This window comes from Mycobacterium sp. ELW1, from assembly GCF_008329905.1.
In the GTDB taxonomy this organism is placed as follows: domain Bacteria; phylum Actinomycetota; class Actinomycetes; order Mycobacteriales; family Mycobacteriaceae; genus Mycobacterium.
This window is the reverse complement of record NZ_CP032155.1, coordinates 4,690,155-4,709,686: the sequence shown is the minus strand read 5'-3', so window position 1 is coordinate 4,709,686 and position 19,532 is coordinate 4,690,155. Positions and strand designations below refer to the sequence as shown.

The 19,532-nt window shown below is 67.9% G+C and carries 18 protein-coding genes and 1 pseudogene; 9 read left to right on the top strand and 10 right to left on the bottom strand.

The window, feature by feature from the left end; translation table 11 throughout:
* Window positions 1–67 precede the first annotated feature (67 nt).
* Window positions 68–940 carry an epoxide hydrolase EphH gene (gene ephH, locus D3H54_RS22420; RefSeq protein WP_149381282.1) on the bottom strand — a complete coding sequence of 291 codons (873 nt, stop codon included), beginning with the start codon at window positions 938–940 and terminating at the stop codon, window positions 68–70.
* A gap of 51 nt (window positions 941–991) precedes the next feature.
* On the opposite strand from ephH, the gene D3H54_RS22415 reads away from it, so the two are divergent.
* A complete protein-coding gene (locus D3H54_RS22415) occupies window positions 992–1,795 on the top strand; it encodes an exodeoxyribonuclease III (protein WP_149381280.1) in 804 nt (267 codons plus the stop codon).
* Between the two features lie 62 nt (window positions 1,796–1,857).
* On the opposite strand, the gene D3H54_RS22410 is transcribed toward D3H54_RS22415, so the two are convergent.
* The 3 genes from D3H54_RS22410 to D3H54_RS22400 all read right to left on the bottom strand — a co-directional run bounded on the left by D3H54_RS22410 (window position 1,858) and on the right by D3H54_RS22400 (window position 4,294).
* Entirely contained in the window at window positions 1,858–2,088 is a 231-nt protein-coding gene (locus D3H54_RS22410; RefSeq protein WP_149381278.1) for a hypothetical protein, read from the bottom strand.
* A gap of 119 nt (window positions 2,089–2,207) precedes the next feature.
* Entirely contained in the window at window positions 2,208–3,233 is a 1,026-nt protein-coding gene (locus D3H54_RS22405) for an esterase/lipase family protein (RefSeq protein WP_149381277.1), read from the bottom strand.
* On the bottom strand, window positions 3,233–4,294 hold the full coding sequence (locus D3H54_RS22400) for an alpha/beta hydrolase (RefSeq protein WP_353620033.1): 1,062 nt from the start codon (window positions 4,292–4,294) through the stop codon (window positions 3,233–3,235). The genes D3H54_RS22405 and D3H54_RS22400 overlap by 1 nt, the downstream gene beginning before the upstream one ends.
* A 62-nt stretch (window positions 4,295–4,356) precedes the next feature.
* Here D3H54_RS22400 and trpS point away from each other — a divergent pair, with 62 nt between their 5' ends.
* On the top strand, window positions 4,357–5,373 hold the full coding sequence (trpS, locus tag D3H54_RS22395) for a tryptophan--tRNA ligase (RefSeq protein ID WP_149381275.1): 1,017 nt from the start codon (window positions 4,357–4,359) through the stop codon (window positions 5,371–5,373).
* Between the two features lie 18 nt (window positions 5,374–5,391).
* Window positions 5,392–6,420 carry an inner membrane protein YhjD gene (gene yhjD / locus D3H54_RS22390; protein WP_149381272.1) on the top strand — a complete coding sequence of 343 codons (1,029 nt, stop codon included), beginning with the start codon at window positions 5,392–5,394 and terminating at the stop codon, window positions 6,418–6,420.
* A gap of 8 nt (window positions 6,421–6,428) precedes the next feature.
* Here the strand turns inward: yhjD and D3H54_RS22385 are convergent, their stop codons facing one another.
* The 4 genes from D3H54_RS22385 to D3H54_RS22370 all read right to left on the bottom strand — a co-directional run bounded on the left by D3H54_RS22385 (window position 6,429) and on the right by D3H54_RS22370 (window position 10,528).
* Window positions 6,429–7,664, bottom strand: coding sequence for a D-alanyl-D-alanine carboxypeptidase family protein (locus D3H54_RS22385; protein ID WP_149381270.1), 1,236 nt, complete (start codon window positions 7,662–7,664; stop codon window positions 6,429–6,431).
* Between the two features lie 67 nt (window positions 7,665–7,731).
* A complete protein-coding gene (locus D3H54_RS22380; protein WP_149381268.1) occupies window positions 7,732–8,724 on the bottom strand; it encodes an SMP-30/gluconolactonase/LRE family protein in 993 nt (330 codons plus the stop codon).
* Window positions 8,721–10,100: an aspartate aminotransferase family protein gene (locus D3H54_RS22375; RefSeq protein WP_149381266.1), complete on the bottom strand. Its 1,380-nt coding sequence runs from the start codon at window positions 10,098–10,100 to the stop codon at window positions 8,721–8,723. Before D3H54_RS22375 ends, D3H54_RS22380 begins: the two co-directional genes overlap by 4 nt.
* Complete coding sequence (locus tag D3H54_RS22370) at window positions 10,097–10,528, bottom strand: Lrp/AsnC family transcriptional regulator (RefSeq protein WP_109751181.1); 432 nt, start codon at window positions 10,526–10,528, stop codon at window positions 10,097–10,099. The genes D3H54_RS22375 and D3H54_RS22370 overlap by 4 nt, the downstream gene beginning before the upstream one ends.
* Window positions 10,529–10,734: 206 nt before the next feature.
* Here D3H54_RS22370 and D3H54_RS22365 point away from each other — a divergent pair, with 206 nt between their 5' ends.
* From D3H54_RS22365 to D3H54_RS22345, 5 genes and pseudogenes are all read left to right on the top strand, one after another.
* The gene (locus D3H54_RS22365; protein WP_149381264.1) at window positions 10,735–12,237 is read left to right on the top strand and encodes a gamma-aminobutyraldehyde dehydrogenase; all 1,503 of its coding nucleotides are present in this window, start codon (window positions 10,735–10,737) and stop codon (window positions 12,235–12,237) included.
* Window positions 12,238–12,282: 45 nt separating this feature from the next.
* Window positions 12,283–12,957: a TetR/AcrR family transcriptional regulator gene (locus D3H54_RS22360; protein ID WP_149381262.1), complete on the top strand. Its 675-nt coding sequence runs from the start codon at window positions 12,283–12,285 to the stop codon at window positions 12,955–12,957.
* 92 nt (window positions 12,958–13,049) lie between these two features.
* Window positions 13,050–13,562 (top strand): annotated as a pseudogene (locus tag D3H54_RS22355) (amino acid ABC transporter ATP-binding protein); the annotation flags it as partial.
* Between the two features lie 16 nt (window positions 13,563–13,578).
* Entirely contained in the window at window positions 13,579–15,141 is a 1,563-nt protein-coding gene (locus D3H54_RS22350) for a gamma-glutamyltransferase family protein (RefSeq protein ID WP_286198974.1), read from the top strand.
* A complete protein-coding gene (locus D3H54_RS22345; protein ID WP_286198973.1) occupies window positions 15,138–15,818 on the top strand; it encodes a YoaK family protein in 681 nt (226 codons plus the stop codon). The genes D3H54_RS22350 and D3H54_RS22345 overlap by 4 nt, the downstream gene beginning before the upstream one ends.
* Here D3H54_RS22345 and D3H54_RS22340 read toward each other — a convergent pair.
* Window positions 15,815–17,554: an APC family permease gene (locus tag D3H54_RS22340; protein WP_149381260.1), complete on the bottom strand. Its 1,740-nt coding sequence runs from the start codon at window positions 17,552–17,554 to the stop codon at window positions 15,815–15,817. The two genes, D3H54_RS22345 and D3H54_RS22340, sit on opposite strands and share 4 nt — an antisense overlap.
* 126 nt (window positions 17,555–17,680) lie before the next feature.
* Window positions 17,681–18,259: a carboxymuconolactone decarboxylase family protein gene (locus D3H54_RS22335; protein WP_149381258.1), complete on the bottom strand. Its 579-nt coding sequence runs from the start codon at window positions 18,257–18,259 to the stop codon at window positions 17,681–17,683.
* A gap of 93 nt (window positions 18,260–18,352) precedes the next feature.
* Between D3H54_RS22335 and D3H54_RS22330 the strand changes: the two genes are divergently transcribed.
* The gene (locus D3H54_RS22330) at window positions 18,353–19,531 is read left to right on the top strand and encodes an acyl-CoA dehydrogenase family protein (protein ID WP_115316768.1); all 1,179 of its coding nucleotides are present in this window, start codon (window positions 18,353–18,355) and stop codon (window positions 19,529–19,531) included.
* Window position 19,532 lies beyond the last annotated feature (1 nt).

Here is a 19,532-nt window from a genome sequence, read left to right as displayed (position 1 = left end):
TGGTGCGTTCCTAGACAGCTCGCACTTCACTCGGAGGTCTTCGTCATGTCACCACGCCACGCCGTCCCTAACGTCCGTGGTCAGTACAGCTAGCTCCCGCCTCACTGATTGGGCTGGGCTGCCGCACCGGCGGTACGTGGGCGTCGACCCAGTCGGCGATCAGGTTCGTGACGCGATCCGGCGCCTCGAACATCGGGATGTGCCCGACGCCGTCGAGATGCGTCACCTTGGTGATCTCCGGAATGTGCTTGTGGAAGTGCTTGGTGAACCTTGGATGGGGCAGCACCCGGTCGCGTTCGCAGACCACCAGGTGCGTCGGGACCGACAACTCGGTCAGCTCCATCAGTCCCGGCATCAGCAACGCCTTGATGAGCAGCTGGTAGTAGGCCGGACAATGCGTGACGTCATCGAGGATCTCCTGCAGCTGCACCTCGGTGACGCCCTGCGGGGTGGCGCTGATCGGCACCGTGGCTGCGGCTTTGACGCCGGGCAGCCGCAGCGCGCGTTCGCCCAGCAGCCGGGCGGTCAGCCACACCGGCAGGCCGGCGATGAACTTGCCGACGATCTCGTATTTCACCGGTGACCAGCGGTGCCAGCCGCCGGCCGGGGCGATCCCGGTCAGCGTCCTGGCCCGGCCACGTCGCTCGAGCTCGAAGGCCACCCAGCCGCCCAGCGAGTTGCCGACGACGTGGGCGGTGTCCCAGCCCATCTCGTCCAGCTGGCGCTCGACGTGGTCGGCCAGGGTCGAGGAGTCCAGGATCAACGACCGGCTGCGCGGGCCACCGTTGTGACCGGCCATCGACGGTGCGAACACCTCGAAGCGGCCGGTGTCGGCAAGCCGGGGCGCAACGTCGGACCAGACGTAGGAGGACATCATGAACGGGTGCAGGAGCAGGATCGGTTCGCCGGCACCTAGATGGATTGATTCGCGGGTCGCCACAACCAGACCGTAAAGGTGATACCGCCGGTACCGCAAGATAGGTTTTCTCCCGTGATCGTGACCACCATCAATGTCAACGGCGTCCGCGCCGCTGTCCGCCAGCGTTCGGCCGAGAACCTCGGACTGTTGGCCTGGCTGTCGCAGACCACCTCCGACGTGGTGTGCCTGCAGGAAACCCGTTCCGACGACGAGCAGATCGCCGAGGCGCTGGCGCCGGCGGTGGCCGACGGCTGGCACCTGGCCTCGGCCAGCCCGCATCTCAAGGGCCGCAGCGGGGTGGCGATCCTGTCCCGCACCCCGTTCGAGGCGGTCCGAATCGGCTTGGCGGCAACCGAGTTCGAGCTACACGGCCGCTATGTCGAGGCTGATCTGGCGAGTGGCCACACGGTCGCCAGCGTGTATGTGCACACCGGTGAAGCCGGCACCGACCGCCAGCTGGAGAAGGAACGGTTCATGGCCGCACTGGCCAAGCGGATGGCGGAGCTGACGGCCGACGGGCGCGACGCGGTGATCTGCGGCGACTGGAACATCGCCCACACCGAGAACGACATCAAGGCGTGGAAGGCCAACGTCAAGAAGGCCGGGTTCCTGCCCAGCGAGCGGCAGTGGCTCACTGACCTGCTGGACTCCGGCTGGGTGGACGTCGTGCGCCAGATGCACCCTGATGTCGCAGGCCCGTACAGCTGGTGGTCGTGGCGCGGTAAAGCGTTCGACAACGACGCGGGCTGGCGCATCGACTACCACCTGGCCAGCGAGAGCCTGGCGGCACGAACAGTGTCGGCGCGGGTCGAAAAGCCCGCGGCCTACGCGCTGCGCTGGTCGGATCACGCACCGGTGACCGTCGAGTTCGGCTGAGCCGACAAAAATGGGCCGGTCGCCTCGGGGGGGAGGAGGCAACCGGCCCATGTCTTCCTGGTCTAGTAGTTTCCGTTGATCCAGGCGCCCCACGGGACGTACGTCGTGGCCGGGGTGGCGTAGGTGGTCGGGGCGTAGAAGTTGCCGGTCGTGGAGCTGTCGGTGTACGGGGAGTAGTCGTTCAAGGTGGTGGTCGCGCTGGCCGGTCCGGCGAACGTGAGCGCTGCACCACCGATGACGGCAGCGGCGAGGGCGGGGGCTGCGATCAGAGCCTTGATGCGGTTCGTGGTCATCGTGGTGCCTCTTTCTCGAATGTCGTTCGGTCTGAGAACAATCATTCGCGTTCACCACCCTTAGGTCGATCGGCTGACCAGCCGTTTTCCGTGTCCACCGATTGGGGGACACGTCGGCATCAGCACCCTTGTCGGGTACGGCCGTTCAGTGCCTCGGCTGCGCCGTCGATCGCCTGGGTCACCGCGTCCAGCACCCGCGGGTCCCAGGTCAGGGCGGTATCGCGGGGCAGCCTGCTGATCGTCGAGACGTAGTCGCTGTGGGTGTCGTCGACGACGCGGCAGCGCCGGTGCGGCACCACGGCGTCGTCGATGTCGCGGCCCAGGGCACTGCGTAACTCCACCACGCCGTCGTTCGGCCATACCGCCGGGCCGCCGCCCGCACGGTCGAATCGGTTGCCGCCGATCAGTGTGACGGGCACCCTGTCGAGCACGCCCGCCTGAAAGCTGTTCCAGCCCTTGGCGCCCATCAGATACGACTGCCCGAGCTCACGCGCCGAACCGGAAACATGAACGGCCGCAATATCTCTGGAATAGCCTTGCATCTGGCTTTCACAGAACTGGTCGCCCAGGCAGTCGCCCAGCTTTACTGTTCCCTCGACAAAATTCGCCAGATAGGAACCCTGCCAAGGTGTTCCGATCGTCGTCAGAGATCGGACGGTGACCGGTGACTGCTCGGCCGCAAGGGTGCGGATCGCCGCCCGGGCGAACAGTCCACCCATCGAATGGCCCACCAGATCCACCTCGTCGATGTGTCTCTCGGTGTGCAGCCAGTCGATGAACCGGGCCAGGTGCTCGCCGGCGAGGTCGATGCTGCCGGTGCTGTCGAGGGTCATCGACGCGGGCAGCGGCGCGGGGCAGGCGGCGAATGCGCCGTAGCCGCGTGTGTCGTGCACCTGGCCGGGGCCGGCCATCGCCGGGGCGGTGAACACCGAATACCCCTTCCCCGCAAGGTGTTCGCGCAACGCGGTGTGATCGGTGCCGGCCGGCAGACCGATCGCACACGAAGCGTCGGGCGCGGTGTAGGGGGCGGTGCCGGCCAGTCCGGACACCAGGACCACCGCCTGCGCAGGTGGGCGGGCGCCGGTGCCGCTGTGCGAGCAGCCCGCCAGCAACACCACGGCAGCCAGCGCCAGGATGCGGCGCACTACGACGGGCAGCCTTCCCGGTTGGGCCCGTCAAGCGCCTTGGGTGCATCGTCGATGGCCTTGTGCACGACTTCGAGCACCTGCGGATCCCACGTCAGCGCGGTTTTCTGTTCCAGCCCAGCAAGATTGGAGACGAAAATGCTGTGGGTGTCGTCGAAGGTCGAACAGCGCCGGTGCGGCAGCACCGGGTCGCTGATGTTCTTGGCGAGCGCGCTCTGCAGTGCGACGATGCCGTCGTTGGGCCACACCGCCGGGTTCACCGGCCCGTCGCTGCCGGAATTTTTGGGGTTGAACTTCTTGCCGCCGATCAACACCACCGGGATCTTGTCGAGCACCCCGGACTGGTATTCGTTCCAGCCGTTCTTGCCCATCAGGAACGCCTGGTTGACCTCGCGGCCCGAACCGGCCATGAGCCGCTTCACCTCGTCGGACATGCCTTTCATCGACGTCTCGCAGAAGGTGTCGCCCTTGCAATCGCTCAGCGGGATCAGCCCGTTGGCGAAATCCGACAGGTAGGAGCCCTGCCACGGGGTCCCGATGGTAGTCAGCGACCGCACCTTCAGCGGCGAGTTCGTCGACGCCAGCACCCGGATGGCCGCGCGGGAGTACAGCCCGCCCATCGAGTGGCCGACGAAGTCGACCTCGGTGACGCCCTTGTCGGTGTGCAACCAGGTGAGGAACCGGGCCAGGTGTTCGCCCGCGGTGTCGATGCTGCCCGTCGAGTCGACGGTCATGTTCTCCGGCAAGGTGATCGGGCAGACGCCGAACGGTCCGAAACCGGTCTGGTCGACCACCTGGCCGCGGCCCGCCATCGCGGGGGAGGTGTAGACGGTGTAGCCCTTGCCGAGCAGATACTCCCGCAGCGCGGTGTCGGTGTTGCCGGCGGCCAGCCCGGTCTTGCAGGCCTGCTCGGGGCCGGTGAACGGCGTCGTCGCATCCCCGCCGGACACGATCACCACCGCCGTCGACGCCGGGCGCTTCTCGTCACCCGCGTTGCTGCCGCACCCTGCCAGCGCGCAGATCATCGTCATAGCGGCGGCCAGCGCCAGTCTTCCTCGCACGAAGCAGGATGCTAATGCCACTCGACGGTCCTGGATGGGACTCGTGACAGGATTGACGCACCATGAACAGCTCATCTCGTCGTGTCGTTTTCTCCGGCGTCCAGCCGACGTCAGATTCGCTGCACCTGGGCAATGCCCTTGGCGCGATCAGGCAGTGGGTCGGGCTGCAGGACGATTACGACGCGTTCTTCTGCGTGGTGGACCTGCATGCGATCACCGTGCCGCAGGACCCCGCCACACTGCGCCACCGCACCCTGGTGACCGCCGCCCAGTACCTGGCGCTGGGTATCGACCCCGACCGCGCGACGATCTTCGTGCAGAGCCACGTGCCCGCGCACACCGAGCTGGCCTGGGCGCTGGGCTGTTTCACCGGATTCGGCCAGGCCTCGCGGATGACGCAGTTCAAGGACAAGTCGCAGAAGCAGGGCGCGGAGGCGACGACGGTGGGTCTGTTCACCTATCCGGTGCTGATGGCCGCCGACGTGCTGCTCTACGACACCGACCTGGTGCCCGTCGGTGAGGATCAGCGCCAGCATCTGGAGCTGGCCCGCGACGTCGCGCAGCGGTTCAACGTCCGCTTCCCCGACACCTTCGTCATCCCGGAGCCGATGATCCCCAAGGTGACGGCCAAGATCTACGACCTGCAGGAACCGACGGCCAAGATGAGCAAGTCCGCGGCCACCGAGGCCGGACTGATCAGCCTGCTCGATGACCCGAAGGTCACGGCGAAGAAGATCCGCTCGGCCGTCACCGACAGCGAGCGGGAGATCCGCTATGACGTGGACGCCAAGCCAGGGGTGTCCAACCTGCTGTCGATCCAGTCGGCGGTCACCGGCACCGACATCGACACGTTGGTGGCCGGTTATTCCGGCCGCGGCTATGGCGATCTGAAGAAGGACACCGCCGACGCCGTCGTCTCCTACGTCACCCCGTTGCAGCAGCGGGTCGACGAACTGCTCGCCGATCCGGGCGAACTGCAGGCGATCCTGGCCAAGGGGGCCGACCGTGCTCGCGAGGTGTCTGCGAAGACCATCGGACGGGTATACGACCGGTTAGGGTTTCTGCCGACGAGTTCGTGACACGACGAGGGGCTGGGCATGTCTGAACCGGCCGAACCGGGTCGCCTGGACCGGCTGCGGGCCCGCTACCACTGGATCGACCACGCGATCCGTGCCGGGATGCGCTATCAGAACGTCAAGGGCGACTTCTACGCCGCGGGCATCACCTATTACACGATCTTCGCGCTGTTCCCCCTGCTGATGGTCGGCTTCGCGGCCGGCGGGTTCGTGCTTGCCAGCCGCCCGCACCTGCTTGCCGATATCGAAAATCGAATCCGGACAACGGTTTCCGGGGACTTCGGCCAGCAGCTGATCGGACTGATCGATTCGGCGATCGACTCCCGGACGTCGGTGGGCGTGATCGGTCTGGCGACCGCGGCGTGGGCGGGACTGGGCTGGACCGCGAATCTGCGCGAGGCGCTGAGCCAGATGTGGGAGCAGCGCGTCGACGAACAGGGTTTTCTGCGCACGAAGCTGTCGGACTTGGCGGTGCTCCTGTCGGTCTTCGTGGCGATCATCGCGACTGTCGCGCTGACCGCGCTGGCGGACCCATCGCTGATGACGACGGTGCTGGAGTGGGTCGGTGTGCCCCACCTGGCCGGGCTTGGCGGCGCGCTGAGGATCCTCTCGCTGGTGATGTCGTGGGCGGTGTCGTGGCTGTTGTTCAGCTGGATGATCGCGCGCTTGCCCCGCGTGCCGGTGAGCTTCCGCAGCAGTGTGCGCGCCGGGCTGATGGCCGCGGTGGCGTTCGAGATCTTCAAGCTGGTCGGCTCGATCTACCTGAGGTCGGTGGTGCACGGTCCGGCCGGCGCGACGTTCGGCCCGGTGTTGGGTCTGATGGTGTTCGCCTACATCACCGCTCGGCTGGTGCTGTTCGCCACCGCGTGGGCGGCCACGTCGAAGGACAATGAGCGTCCCGCCCCGGTTCCGGCGCCGGGCCCGGCGGTCATCTCGCCGCGGGTGGGGCCGGATGACGGTCTGAGCACCCGGCAGGCGGTCGCCGCGATGGCGGTGGGTGCGGTTGGTGCACTGGGTGTTTCGCGGCTCTGGCGGCGCGAACGCGACTAGCGCCGGGTCTAGCGCCCGCGCACCGGTCTGCGGTTGATCGCCCGCGCCATCATGATGAGCGAGAACACCACCAGCGTGCCGACCACCCCGACACCCACCCGCACCGGCACCGCGTCGGCCTCGGGAAGCAGCTGGGTACCACTGGCTTTGACGGCGGCGGCGGCATCCGGCTTGGGCGGCAGCAGGGAGGGATCCGGGTCGATCAGGTTCCCGATCCGGGTTCCGGGTGGGGTGGCGAAGCCGTAGTCGAGCAGGTGCGCGGCCTGTTGCCACGGCGGGATGGGCTGGCGGGTGCCGCGCAGCAGCACCGCCACCAGCCTGCGGCCGTCGCGGTTGGCGGCGCCGACGAACGTCTGCCCGGCATCGTCGGTGTACCCTGTCTTGCCGCCGAGCGCGCCCGGATAGTTGTAGAGCAGCTGGTTGTCGTTCTCCAGCTCGTAGCCCGGATGGTCACCCTCGTCGCCGGGCTTGGCCGGGTGGCCGGGGAAGTCGTACTTCTGCGTTGCGACGATGCTCGCGAAAGTGGGGTTCTCCCAGGCATATCGGTAGAACAGGCCGATGTCGTAGGCCGATGTGCTCATGCCCGGCCCGTCCAGGCCGGACGGCGTGGCGGCGCGGGTGTCCTGCCCGCCGAGCTTGCGGGCCAGCGTGTTGATCTTCTGCAGCGCGGTATCCCAGCCACCGACCTGCATGGCCAGCGCGTGCGCCGCGTCGTTGCCGGAGTGCATCAGCAGGCCGTGCAACAGGTCGTTGACGGTGTACTTGCCGCCCTCGTCCACGCCCACCCTGGTGCCTTCGGCGTTGGCGTCGTCCTGTGTGCCTACGACGAGCTTGTTGAGCGGCAGCTCGTTCATGGCCTGCATCGCGATCAGCACCTTGATGATGCTGGCGGGCCGGTGCCGGGCATGCGGATCGCGCGCGGCGATGATGTCGCCGGTGTCGAGGTCGGCCACCACCCACGATTCGGCCGAGATGTCGTCAGGGACCGGCGGCGTGCCCGCCGCGACGATCACTCCGCATCCCGCCAGCGCGTCGCCGCCCACCGGCTTGGCCGGAACGGGAAGCGGTTGTGGTGGGTCGCCTGCCTGGGGCACCTCAGAGGAGTCGACGGCAGGCGGGGTGGTCACCCGGTAGGGGCACGTGTTGGGGTCCGGGTCGGCCCACGCGGTCGCCGACGTGCCGACGACGCACAGCGTCGCGGCCACCGCGGCAGCACACCGCGCGAAGAGTTTCGAGCTCGCCATCGACTCGCAGAGTAGGGGATTGGAGCCCGGAAACCGGGGAGCCGCGCTGTGACAGGAGTGGTTGGTGTTACAAATCGAGACACGCGACGGCTGAGGCCCCGATGCAGCCCAGCCACAGGGTGCCATCGTGCTCCACGAGCCCGGTGGCCAGCGCGAACCGCGGATCGGCGGTCCGCAGCTGCGACGTCACCGTGCCGTCGGGATCGATCGATATCGCCCACACCACCGGCTTGGGGCTGGGCAGCCAACCGTAGGGCAGTCGCCACATCAGCCGCCGCACCACCGGAGCGCGTGGAGCCAGCCATTCGCCGACCGCGTTGCGTTCGCTGACCAGCGCAACCCAGATACGTCCGTCGGGGGCCGTCGAGATGTTGTCCGGATAACCGGGCAGGTGCTCGATCAGCGGCACCGGCTCGCCGATACCCGAACTCGTCAGCGGGTACTTCGACACCCGGCAGGCCGTCGTCTCGGCGACCACCAGGGCCGACTCGTCGGCAGTCAGCGTCACCCCGTTGGCGAACCGCAACCCACTGGCCAGGGTCGTCACGGTGCCGTCGACGTCCCGGCGGAACAGTGACCCGCTGGGCCGGGCCTCGAGCACCGCGCCCTTGTAGTACTCGTAGTGGAAGCGCGACGTCGACTCGGTGAAAAAGATTGTGCCGTCTGATGATTCGACGACATTGCTGCAGAACGTCAATGGCCGTCCGGCTACCTCGCTCACCAGGGTCTCGAATGAGCCGGTGGCCGGATCGAGGCGCAGCAGCCCACGGTGGCTGTCGCAGATCAGCAGCCGGCCGTCGCGGGCCACCGCGAGCCCGAGTGGTCGGCCGCCGGTGTTGGCAACCACCTCGGGGGCATGACTTCTCCGGATCCGCACGATCGCACCATTGTCGGTTCCGGTCCAGATCGTGCCGTCGGCGTCGGCCACGACATCCTCAGGGGCATGCCCGGGGATGCCGATGACCCGCAGCGAACCGGAGAGATCCGGCGGTGGCAGCAGCCGAAGGGGAGGCGGCTGCCACCGCACGGGATCGATCGGGGGTTTGGCGGCCCCGGTCACAGCAGGCGGCTGGCCTCGCTGAGCACCCGGTGCAAGATGTCGTAGATCTCGTCGAACTCCTTCGGCCCGCTGATCAGCGGCGGCGCCAACTGCACGACTGGGTCGCCCCGGTCGTCGGCGCGGCAGTACAGGCCGGCTTCGAACAACGCCGAGGACAGGAAGCCGCGCAGCAGCCGCTCGCTCTCGTCGTCGTTGAAGGTCTCCCGCGTGGCCTTGTCCTTGACCAGCTCGATGCCGTAGAAGAATCCTTCACCGCGCACGTCGCCGACGATCGGCAGCTCGAGGAGCTTCTCCAGCGTGGCGCGGAAGATCGGGGCGTTGGTCTTGACGTGGTCGTTGATGCCCTCGCGCTCGAAGATGTCGAGGTTGGCCAGCGCCACCGCCGAGGACACCGGGTGCCCGCCGAAGGTGTAGCCGTGACCGAAGGTGGTCTTGCCGTCGTTGAACGGCTCGAACAGCCGGTCGCTGGCGATCATCGCGCCGATCGGCGAGTAGCCCGAGGTCATGCCCTTGGCGCAGGTGATGATGTCGGGCTGGTAGCCGATGTCCTCGCAGGCGAACATCGAACCGATCCGGCCGAACGCGCAGATCACCTCGTCGGAGACCAGCAGCACGTCGTACTCGTCGCAGATCTCGCGGACCCGCTCGAAGTATCCGGGCGGCGGCGGGAAGCAGCCGCCGGCATTCTGCACCGGCTCCAAGAAGACCGCGCACACCGTATCGGGGCCCTCGAACTCGATCGCCTCGGCGATCCGGTCGGCACAGTAGCGGCCCCACGCCTTGGGATCGGTGTCATACGGCGCGGGCGCGCGGTAGAAGTTGGTGTTGGGCACCCGGAAACCACCGGGCGTCAGCGGTTCGAACGGCTTCTTGAAGTCGGGCAGGCCGGTGATGGCCAGCGCTCCCTGCGGGGTGCCGTGGTAGGCGATGGCCCGCGAGATCACCTTGTACTTGCCCGGCTTGCCGGTCAGCTTGAAGAAGTTCTTCGCCAGCTTCCAGGCACTCTCGACCGCTTCGCCGCCGCCGGTGGTGAAGAACACCCGATTCAGGTCACCGGGAGCGTAATTCGCCAGCCGGTCGGCCAATTCGATCGCCGGCGGGGTGGCGTAGGACCAAAGCGGGAAGAACTCGAGGGTCTCGGCCTGCTTGGCGGCGGCCTCGGCCAGTTCCTTGCGGCCGTGCCCGGCCTGGACCACGAAAAGACCTGAGAGGCCGTCGAAGTAGCGCTTGCCGTGGCTGTCGTAGATGTACACGCCTTCGCCGCGGCTGATGATCGGCGGCGTCAGCCCCGCACCGTGCCGGGCAAAGTGGCCCCACAGGTGGCGGTCGGCCTTGGCCGACAGCTCCGCTGTGAGATCGAGCGTGGTGGTACTCATCGTGTTCCCCAATTGTATTGTTGTTTAACGAGTTTGAGATAGACCAAGGTTTCTGTCGAGGTCACCCCGGGTACAGCGCGGATCTCGGTGTTGAGCAGCTCCAGCAGCTCGGCGTCGTCCTCGCACACCACCTCCGCGATCGCGTCGAAGGTGCCCGCGGTGAGCACCACGTAGTCGACGGCGTCGATCTGTGCGAGCTTCTCGGCGACCTTGGTGGTATCGCCCGTGCAGCGGATACCGATCATCGCCTGCCTGCTGAATCCCAGCTGGAGGGGATCGGTCACCGCGACGATCTGCATCACCCCGGAGTCGACCAGGCGCTGCACCCGCTGGCGCACCGCCGCCTCCGACAGCCCGACGGCCTTGCCGATCGCGGCGTAGGAACGCCTGCCGTCCTGCTGCAGTTTCTCGATAATGGCTTTGGACATCTCGTCCAACTGGACGGGCCCGTTTCCACCCGCCCCAATGGCGCGGACGGGAAACCGAGTGGCCGGTACACCCGAGTCACGCATGCCCATGATTGTGCACGGAATCAGTTGTTTAAGGCAACAAGATCGATGAAATTGGTGGCGATAACCCACCCATACTGCGGGAATGCGTAGCACTCGCTGAGCGGGTCGGTTACCGTGGATCGGTGACCGCACTCACCTCTGACAAGACCCGAATTGTGCCCGGTAGCTGGATCGATGGCGCCCCGCTGGTGACCGGCGGCAGCCTCCACCAGGTCATCAACCCCGCCGACGGCAGCGTCGTCGCGGAGCTGGCGCTCGCCCAGCCCGCCGACGTCGACACCGCGGTGGCCGCCGCCCGAGCCGCGCTGGGCGGCTGGTCGCGGGCCACCCCCGTCGAGCGTGCCACGGTATTGGCCAAGCTGGCCGAGCTCGTCGACGCCCACGCCGAGGAGATCGCCGCCGAAGAGGTCAGCCAGACCGGCAAACCGATCCGGCTGGCCACCGAGTTCGACGTCCCCGGCAGCATCGACAACATCGCGTTCTTCGCCGGAGCGGCCCGCCACCTCGAGGGCAAGGCCACCGGGGAGTACAGCGGCGACCACACGTCGTCGATCCGGCGCGAAGCGGTCGGCGTGGTCGCGACGATCACGCCGTGGAACTACCCGCTGCAGATGGCGGTGTGGAAGGTGCTGCCCGCGTTGGCCGCCGGCTGTTCGGTGGTCATCAAGCCCGCCGAGCTGACCCCGCTGACCACGCTCACCCTGGCCCGGCTCGCCACCGAGGCCGGCCTGCCCGACGGCGTGCTCAACGTCATCACCGGCGCCGGCGCGGATGTCGGCTCGGCTCTGGCCGGCCACCGCGATGTCGACGTCGTGACGTTCACCGGCTCGACGGCCGTCGGGCGTCGGGTGATGGCCGCGGCGGCGGTCCACGGTCACCGCACTCAACTGGAACTGGGCGGCAAGGCCCCGTTCGTGGTGTTCGACGACGCCGATCTGGATGCCGCGATCAACGGCGCGGTGGCCGGATCGCTGATCAACTCGGGGCAGGACTGCACGGCAGCCACCCGCGCGATCGTCGCCCGCGATCTCTACGACGACTTCGTCGCCGGGGTGGGCGAACTGATGGGCAAGATGGTCGTCGGTGACCCGCAGGACCCCGACACCGACCTGGGCCCGCTGATCTCGGCGGCTCATCGCGACAAGGTCGCGGCGATGGTGTCCCGGGCGCCGGGCGAGGGCGGACGCGTCGTCACCGGTGGTGCGGCCCCGGACCGGCCCGGGTCGTTCTACCTGCCGACACTGATCGCCGACGTCGCCGAGACCTCCGAGGTCTATCGCGACGAGATCTTCGGCCCGGTGCTGACTGTGCGCACCCACGACGGCGACGACGACGCGCTGCGCCAGGCCAACGACACCGACTACGGGCTGGCCGCCTCGGCGTGGACCCGCGACGTCTACCGCGCCCAGCGCGCCTCGCGCGAGATCAACGCCGGCTGCGTGTGGATCAACGACCACATCCCGATCATCAGTGAGATGCCGCACGGCGGGGTCGGGGCGTCCGGCTTCGGCAAGGACATGAGCGACTACTCCTTCGAGGAGTACCTGACCATCAAGCACGTGATGAGCGACATCACAGGTGTGGCCGAAAAAGATTGGCACCGCACGATTTTCAAGAAGAGGTAAGCGGCCGGTGCCGGGCCCCTTCGGGGGTGGTGACACAATCTGGCGGTGAAGTACGGGCCTGACTGGGAGCCTCCCGAGGTGGACTGGACGTCGACCAGGGGTCGCATCCTGCTGGCCGCGGCCAGCCTTTTCGCTCAGCGCGGGTTCTTCGGTACGTCGACCCGCGATATCGCCGACGCCGTGCAGATCCGGCAGCCCTCGCTGTTCCACCACTTCGAGGCCAAGCACGCCATCTATCAGTCCTTGGTGGAACTGGACCTCGGACCGTCGGTGGCACGGATCCGCCAGTACCTCGCCGAGGACATCAGCTGGGCGGCGAAACTGCACCTGACCATCGCCTGCGACGTGCGCCAGGCGCTGGATCAGCCGTTCGATTCGCGCGGGCTCTACCAGGACGCCGTGCTGGGTCTCGCCGAGCTCGCCGACGAACGCGCCGGGATAGCGGTGTTCCACGAATTGGTCGAGCAGGTCGTCATCGCGGGCTGCGAGGCGGGGGAGTTCGTGGCCTTCGAGCCCGGGTTCGTCCAGCGCGCGATCAACGGCGTGCTGTTCGAGACGCTGCGCGAACAGGGCGGACCCGGCGGGCAGGTGCGCGGGCGCCGGCCCCTCGAAGCCGCCGACTTCGTGCTGCGTGCCCTGCTGGTCGACCATGGCGCTCTTCGGGATGTGCAGGCCGCCACCACGGCGCGGCTGACCGCGATTCCGCGCGGGCGGGGCTAGCGAGACCGGCTCTTCGCTATCTGTTGCCTATCAATCGATAGTCCCCTATCGTTCGATAGACCCGCTCCTGGCGGGCTATCGACAGCATCAGCGAGTTGGCGCGACGCCGGCGCGAGATCGGGTTCGTGTTCCAGCATTTCAACCTGTTCCCCCACATGACCGCCGCCGAGAACGTCTGGAACGGGCCGGTTCGCGTCCTCGGGGTGGCCAAAGACGAGGCGCGTCGCGATGCCGCCGCACTGTTGAGCCGAGTGGGTCTGGCCGACAAGGCCGATGCCCGCCCCAGCCAGCTCTCCGGAGGACAGCAACAGCGGGTGGCGATCGCCCGCGCGCTGGCCATGCGTCCCAAGGTCATGCTGTTCGACGAGCCCACCAGCGCCTTGGACGTCGAGATGGTCGGCGAGGTCTTGGCAGTGATGCGTGAGCTGGTCAACGACCACATGACCATGGTGGTCGTCACACACGAGATGCGGTTCGCCCGCGACGCCGCGGACCGTATCGTCGTCATGGACGGCGGCCGAATCATCGAGGACGCGCCACCGGACCGGCTGTTCGCCGACCCGCAGCACGACCGCACCAAGGCGTTTCTTTCCACCATCCGCTGAAGGAGTGAATCTTCTCGTGTCTGCCGCCCTCGGCGGGCAGCCAGTAGTGGCAGCGCTGGCTACCCCGCACGCCCTGGCCACCGACGCCGGGATCGCGATGCTGCGCGACGGTGGCACCGCCATCGACGCCGCGATCGCCGCCGCCGCGGTGCTGACCGTGGTCTACCCGCACAACGTCGCCCTCGGCGGCGATCTGTTCGCCCTGATCCGAACTCCGGACGGCACCGTGAGCTGCCTCAACGCCTCCGGGTGGGCCGGTGCCGACGTGGATGCCGCCCGCCTGCGCGCCGAGCACGGCGACTGGTTGCCCGCCCGTGGTGCGGCCGCGGTGACGGTCCCGGGCGGGGTGCGAGGGTGGGAGGCGATGCGCCGCTTCGGTTCCCGCGCCTCATGGAGCTCCACGCTGTACGCCGCCGAGACGGCGGCCCGCGATGGGGTGCCGGTGCCGCCGTCGCTGGCCGGCCACCTCGACGACCCCGACAATCGCGATCTGATCGGCACCGTCGACTTCGACCGGGTGTTCCGCCCGCGCGGTGCACCGATGGCGGCCGGTGAGCTGTTCCGTCAGCCGGCCCTGGCCGACACGTTGGCGACGCTTCGCTCCGAGGGACCCGACGAGTTCTACAGCGGAGGCCTCGCCCAACGCGCCGTCGGTTACCTGCGCACCCACCAATCCTGGCTGACCGACGCCGATTTCGCCGACTTCCAGGTCGAGGTCGTCGAGCCGTTGAGAGCGGAGTTCGGCGACCTGACCGTGCTGACGAGCCCGCCCAACAGCCAGGGCTTTCTGCTGCTGCATGCGCTCGGTGTGGTGCACGCCGGCGGGCTGCACGACCCGGTCGGGGACGGCATGGGGCAGTTGCTGCGGGCTTTCCACCGCGGCAACGGGATTCGCGACAGCCAACTCGCCGACCCGCGGTACGCCGCCGTCGACGTCGCCGCCATGCTGGCCCATTCCGGACCGGTCAGTCGCCCGCCGGGCGTCCCCCGCGGGGACACCGTGGGTATCGCCGTCGCCGACGGCGAGGGATACGCGGTGTCACTCATCCAGAGCGTGTATCACGCCTTCGGGTCCGGACTGATCGATCCGGTCACCGGTGTGCTGTTCCACAACCGCGGCTGTGGGTTCAGTCTGGACCCGGCGTCACCGAATGTGATCGCGCCGCGAAAGCGCCCCGCGCACACGCTGATGCCGGCGATGACGTTGCGGCAGGGCAGGATCGGCCATGTGTTGTCGACCATGGGCGGGCAGGGTCAGCCGCAGATCCTCGGCCAGATCCTCCTGCGGGCACTGGGAGGCGCCACGGCGGTCGACGCTGTCGGCGCGCCCCGCGCCATCGTCGGCCCCCAGTGCGGCGGCGGCCCGGACAGCGTGACCGTCGAGGCCGACCTGGACCCGGTCGCGCTGGCGTCGATCCGTGCGGCGGGCTTCACCCCGACCGAGGTCCCGCCGCGGACCGAAGCCCTCGGCCAGGCCAACGTGGTCTTCGTCGATTCGGGTGGCTCGATGACGGCAGCGTCGGATCCCCGCTCGGACGGCGCCGCGGTGGTGGCGCACTACCCGCGCCCGCAACCGTGAGCGTCCTCATCCGTGCGCATCTGCAGCTGTGGCTGATGCTCGCGCTGACCTTCGTCACCGGATTGCTGGACGCGGTGGGGTATCTCGCGCTCGACCGGGTGTTCACCGGCAACATGACCGGCAATGTGGTGATCCTCGGGATGGGCATGGCAGGTGAGGACGAACTTCCCGTCGCAGGGCCGCTGGTGGCGCTGTGCGCATACGTGGTCGGGGCCGCGGTGGTGGGCCGCCTGTTGCAACGCCACCCCGGCGGCTGGCGGCCGGTCGTCACCGCCGTGTTCGCCACCAGCGCGGTGGTTCTCGCCGCCGCGGCCACGGTGCTGACGCTCGTTCGGGTCCACGGCGAGTCCCCGGTCGGCGTCGGCATCGCCGCCACCCTGGCGACACTGATGGGCGCCCAGGCCGCCACCGCGCGGATGCTCGCCGTCGCCGACGTCACCACCGTCGTGGTCACCTCCACGCTCACCGCCTACGCCAGTGAGACGCTGTTCGGCCCCGGCATGCTGTGGCTGACGCACCGCCGGTTGTGGGCTGTCAAGGTGATCATCGCCGGGGCGTTCTGCGGTGCCTCGCTGTTGCGGTTCGACGCCGGCTACCCGGTCTACCTTGCCGCCGTCATCACCGCGGTGGTGGCAGTGGCCGGCCACCGGATGTGGCCCCGCGCAGAGCTGCCCTAAGCCTGCGGCCCCCGGGTGAACTCCTCGCCGGTCTCCGGGTTGATGGCGGTCTCGCCCGGCGGAAGGTTCGACAGGTCCGGGGAGATGACCGTCGGCATGTCCCCGGAGTCGGGCAGGCCGAAGTGCGCCTCCACCGCGGTCGCCGGCGTGAGCACCAGGTCGGCACTCGAGCGCCGCGACAGGGTGCGGCCCCGGAAGAAGTCGGGCGACATCAGCCACCAGACGCCCATCAGGATGACGCCGAGCACCAGCGCGCCGATGCCCACGACCGCCACCGCGCCGAATCCGAAGATTGTGACGTTGTTGCCGTCTTCGTCGGTCAGCCAGTCCGGCTTGGCGTACTGCATAAGCCCGTAGGCGAACACCACCAGCAGGATCAGCCCGCCGAGCAGTGGCACCAATCCGCGCATGACGAAGTCGCGCGTCGAGGCGGTGAGGTCCTTGCGGTAGAACCACACGCAGGCGAAACCGGTGAGGCCGTAGTAGAAGGCGATCATCAGGCCGACCGACCCGATCAGCGCCGACAGCAGGTTCGAGCTGATCAAGGTGAACAACACGTAGAACCCGATGGACACCGCGCCCATGACGATGGTCGAGGTGGTGGGGGTCAGGTAGGTGCGGTGGATCTTGGCGAACGACTGCGGCAGCGCTTTGTACACACCCATCGACAGCGTGGTGCGCGCGGTCGGCAGGATCGTGGTCTGGGTGGACGCCGACGCCGAGGTCAGGATCGACGCGGACAACAGCAGCAGACCGATGTGTCCGAGCACGCTGTCGCCGAACAGGTCCGGGCCGATTGCGGCGAACGTGTCCGCCGCGTTGTCCGGGTTGCCCAGCCCGATGCCGTCGGATCCGGTGCCCGCGAACGCGATCGCCGCAACGCTGACGAGCGCGTAGGTCGCCAACAGCAGGAAGGTCGAGATGACCGCGGCGCGACCCGGCGTGGTGCCCGGGTCCTCGGACTCCTCGTTGCACGCCACCGCGGTGTCCCAGCCCCAGTAGATGAAGATCGCCGTGAGGATGGCCGGGGCGATCACGGTCCCGAAGTCGAGGCCGCCAGGCCAGAACCAGGACAGCGACGGTATCAGCGAATAGCTCTCGGCCTGATGGGTGTACACCTTGAACAGCGCGATGATCGAGAACACCACCAACACCACGAGCTCGATGCCGAGCAGGCCGTACTGGATGCGTGCCGACACCTCGATGCCGCGGTAGCAGATGTAGGTCATCACGATGATCCAGATGACACCGGCCACCGTCGACCACAGCGTGCTGTTGGCCAGATCGGCCGCCGAATGCCAGCCGAGGTCGCCGACGAACGTGAACGAGTAGGCGCCGGCGATCTGGGCCAGGTTGGCCATCACGATGACGTCGGCGGCGATGATGCCCCAGCCGCCGAGCCAGCCGATCAGCGGCCCGAACGCCCGTGAAGCCCACGTGAACGTGGTCCCGCAGTCCGGCTCGGCCTTGTTCAGTTCCTGGTAGGCGACGGCGATCATGTACATCGGGATGAACGCGATCAGCACGATCGCCGGGGCTTTCACGCCGGCCAGCAGCGCACCGCCGCTGGCGACGATCAGCCCGAGCGTCGCCGCCAGGGAATACGCGGGCGCCGTCGAGGCCATGCCGACGACGATGCTGGACACCAACCCCAGCGCACCGCCCTTGAGGCCTTTGCTCTCGACGGTGGACGAGGCCGGGCCTCCGGGCTCGAGGGTGAGCTCACCTTTACTCATGGCATCTCCTGCTTAAACGCCTGAATGAAACGAGACGAGACTACGGTTTCAGTCGCCAGCGTGCGGAGATTCTGCGGAATTGTTTTCCTGGAGGTAACAGAGCAATGGAATCGGTGGCTTCTGCAGCTAGGTGGCCCAGGGGACTCGGCAGCTGTCGCCGGACCCGAATCCCTGCTCGGTGATGCCGAGCGCCGAGTTCATCCGGGCCCGCATGTTCTCGATCCCGACCTGATAGGTCAGCTCGATCACCCCGTCGGCGCCGAAGCGCCCGCGCAGGTCGTCGACCTGCGCATCGGTGATCGTATGCGGGTCCTTGGTCATGGCGTCGGCGTAGGCGAGCGCGGCCCGCTCGTCGTCGGTGTAGAGCGGTGAGGTCGCATAGTCGTCGATGTGGGAGAGCCGCTCGAGGTCGAGTCCTTCGAGGCGCATCAGCATCTGTCCGAAGTCCACGCACCACGAACAGCCGACGGTGCGGGCCGTCCAGAACACCGCCAGTTCACGGATGGCGGCGGGCAGCGTCGTCGAGGCGTTCTGCAGCAGCCCCTCGTGGACCGCGTTGGCCACCATCAGGCGGGTGTGATGGGCGTAGACGGCGAACGGTTCGGGGACCTCGCCGAAGCGTCGTTTGGCCCAGCGGTACATCAGCCGGGTCAGCAGCGGGGCCTTGTCGGGGGTGAGGGGTTCCAGTCGAGTTGTTGTTGTCATGTCCTCAAGATGCTTTCCGGGCCGGAAATGTGACACCCCGATACCGGGCAATATTGAGTTGACGGACTAACTATTCGGCTAGTGTGCTGACTTGTGGATTTCGACCTCGACGCCGAACAGCGCGCGTGGTTGGCGGAGGTGCGGGAATTCCTGCGGGAGAACGTCACTGACGCCCTTCGTGCCGAGATCGCCGAACACAATCTGGAGCACCCGGGCGGCGAGGTCGCGGCGTTTCGCCGCAAGCTCGGCGCCAAGGGCTGGTTCGGCCTGAACTGGCCTGCGGAATACGGCGGCCTCGGGCTGGGCCCGGTGCATCTGCACCTGCTGATGACGGAGTTCGAGTACTGGGGTGCGCCGGGCCCGGATCTGACCGTCACCTCGATCGCGCCGATGATCATGCGGCACGGCACCGAGCAGAACAAGCGCGAGTTCCTCCCGCTCATCGCCCGGGGCGAGATGACCTGCGCGCTGGGGTATTCCGAGCCGGACGCCGGTACCGACCTGGCATCGCTCCGGACCAAGGCGGTCCGCGACGGCGACGAGTGGGTGATCAACGGATCCAAGATCTGGAACAGCGGCGCCCAGCGGTCCACCCACGAATGGCTGTGCGTACGCACAGATCCGCAAGCCCAGCGGCATCGGGGAATTTCGGTGATCGTCGTCCCGGTGGACAGCCCCGGTGTCCGGATCCGCCCGCTGATCGCATGGTCCGGTTACCGGACCAACGAGGTCTTCTTCGACGACGTGCGGGTGCCGGTGACAAACCTGATCGGCGAGGAGAACCGCGGCTGGTCCTACATCACCGGTGCCCTCGATCTGGAGCGCGGCGCGCTGACCAACGCCGGGGACCTGCGGCGTGCACTCGACGAGTTGCAGGTGCTGGCGCGGATGCCGCGCCGTGACGGCACCGTCCCGATCGACAATCCCGGTTTCCGCCGCCGGCTGGCCCAGGCCGAGGCCGACGTCGAGGTCGCCGGGCTGATGGGCTACGAGGCGTCGTCGTTGTTGGCCGGCGGGGTGATTCCCACCGTCGAGGTCAGCGTGGAGAAAGTCTTCAGCAGCGAACTGCGACAGCGCATCGCCGACCTCGGTATCGATCTGCTCGGAGCGGAAGGTCTACTGGCGCATCGTAATTCGGAGGCGCCGGCCGGCGGACGGTTCGAGAAGCTGTACCGGTTCGCGCCGCTCATGCGCTTCGGCGGCGGCACCAACGAGGTGCTCCGCGACGTCATCGCCCAGCGCGGCAACAGCATGCCCTCCTACGGACGGTGAG

Coding starts and splice junctions, on each gene's coding strand:
- D3H54_RS22385 (WP_149381270.1), bottom strand. CDS start 7,664: ATGGCGAGCTCGAAACTCTTCGCGCGGTGTGCTGCCGCGGTGGCCGCG.
- D3H54_RS22340 (WP_149381260.1), bottom strand. CDS start 17,554: ATGAGTAAAGGTGAGCTCACCCTCGAGCCCGGAGGCCCGGCCTCGTCC.
- D3H54_RS22375 (WP_149381266.1), bottom strand. CDS start 10,100: ATGAGTACCACCACGCTCGATCTCACAGCGGAGCTGTCGGCCAAGGCC.
- D3H54_RS22410 (WP_149381278.1), bottom strand. CDS start 2,088: ATGACCACGAACCGCATCAAGGCTCTGATCGCAGCCCCCGCCCTCGCC.
- yhjD (WP_149381272.1), top strand. CDS start 5,392: ATGTCTGAACCGGCCGAACCGGGTCGCCTGGACCGGCTGCGGGCCCGC.
- trpS (WP_149381275.1), top strand. CDS start 4,357: ATGAACAGCTCATCTCGTCGTGTCGTTTTCTCCGGCGTCCAGCCGACG.
- D3H54_RS22335 (WP_149381258.1), bottom strand. CDS start 18,259: ATGACAACAACAACTCGACTGGAACCCCTCACCCCCGACAAGGCCCCG.
- D3H54_RS22370 (WP_109751181.1), bottom strand. CDS start 10,528: ATGTCCAAAGCCATTATCGAGAAACTGCAGCAGGACGGCAGGCGTTCC.